A 1,218-nucleotide genomic window follows, 5' to 3' on the forward strand; every position below is an offset into this window, starting at 1 on the left:
TCAAAACCATCCGCACGAACCATGATACGAACCTCAAACAATAATCCCATGAAAAAAGTATTGGTCATATCGTCGAGCCTACGCCCGGGAAGCAACTCGGAAGCCCTGGCCGATGCCTTCATCCGCGGAGCGGCCGAGGCCGGCAACGAAGTGGAAAAGATCACGCTCAAAGAGAAAGAGATCCGCTTTTGCAAAGGCTGTCTGGCCTGCCAGCAAACGCAACGGTGTGTCATCGCCGACGATGCGCCTGCAATCGTGGCGAAAATGCACGACGCCGATGTCCTCGCATTCGCCTCCCCCATCTACTATTACGAGATGTGCGGGCAGCTCAAGACACTGCTCGACCGCGCCAATCCGCTCTATCCGTCCGGCTACCGTTTCCGCGACATCTACATGCTGACCAGTGCGGCGGAAGAGGGTGCGCATGTCCCGGAACGTGCCGTAGCAGGCCTTACGGGATGGATCGACTGTTTCGGGAAGGCGTGCCTCGCGGGAACGGTGTTCGCCGGCGGCGTCACCAAACCGGGCGAAACGAAAGGGCACCCCGCCCTGGTCCGCGCCTACGAAATGGGGAAAACGATAGCGTAATGGAGCCCCTACGCAGAGATCGGCGGTCGCATCCCCTCCGGACGATCCGAAACTGCATGCTTTTATTGGCAACATGTTGCATCGGCACAGTGAATTGTATGGCACAGGAAAAGAGAGAAAAAACAGTACAGACCGAGTTCGCACCCAAGTTCGCCGAACTCAACGACGATGTCCTCTTCGGCGAGGTGTGGAGCCGCACCGACGAGCTCGGTCTTCGTGACCGCAGCCTGGTGACGATTACTTCACTCATCAGTCAAGGCATTACGGACAACTCGCTGACATATCATTTGCAATCGGCGAAGAACAACGGCATCACCCGCACCGAGATCGCCGAAATCATCATGCATATCGGTTTTTACGCGGGTTGGCCGAAAGCATGGGCGGCATTCCGCCTTGCTAAAGACGTATGGGCCGAGGAGACGACCGACGAGGATACCAAAGCGGCCTTCCAACGTGAAATGATTTTCCCCATCGGCGAACCCAACACGGCGTATGCACGATATTTCATCGGCAACAGTTACCTCGCACCGGTTTCGCGGGAGCAGGTGAACATATCCAACGTCACCTTCGAGCCTCGCTGCCGCAACAACTGGCACATCCATAAAGCCACGAAAGGCGGAGGTCAGATGC

The 1,218-nt window shown here is 56.8% G+C and carries 1 protein-coding gene and 1 pseudogene (1 of these 2 running past the window's edge); both read left to right on the plus strand.

Annotated features, from left to right (window positions below):
* Positions 1 to 48: 48 nt before the first annotated feature.
* On the plus strand, positions 49 to 588 hold the full coding sequence (locus tag QZ298_RS08635; protein ID WP_296008132.1) for a flavodoxin family protein: 540 nt from the start codon (positions 49 to 51) through the stop codon (positions 586 to 588).
* A gap of 56 nt (positions 589 to 644) precedes the next feature.
* A pseudogene (locus QZ298_RS08640) lies at positions 645 to 1,218 on the plus strand (carboxymuconolactone decarboxylase family protein) (its annotated part continues 220 nt past the right edge of the window); the annotation flags it as partial.

The organism is uncultured Alistipes sp., from assembly GCF_910580175.1.
Lineage (GTDB): Bacteria > Bacteroidota > Bacteroidia > Bacteroidales > Rikenellaceae > Alistipes.

Coding starts and splice junctions, on each gene's coding strand:
- QZ298_RS08635 (WP_296008132.1), top strand. CDS start 49: ATGAAAAAAGTATTGGTCATATCGTCGAGCCTACGCCCGGGAAGCAAC.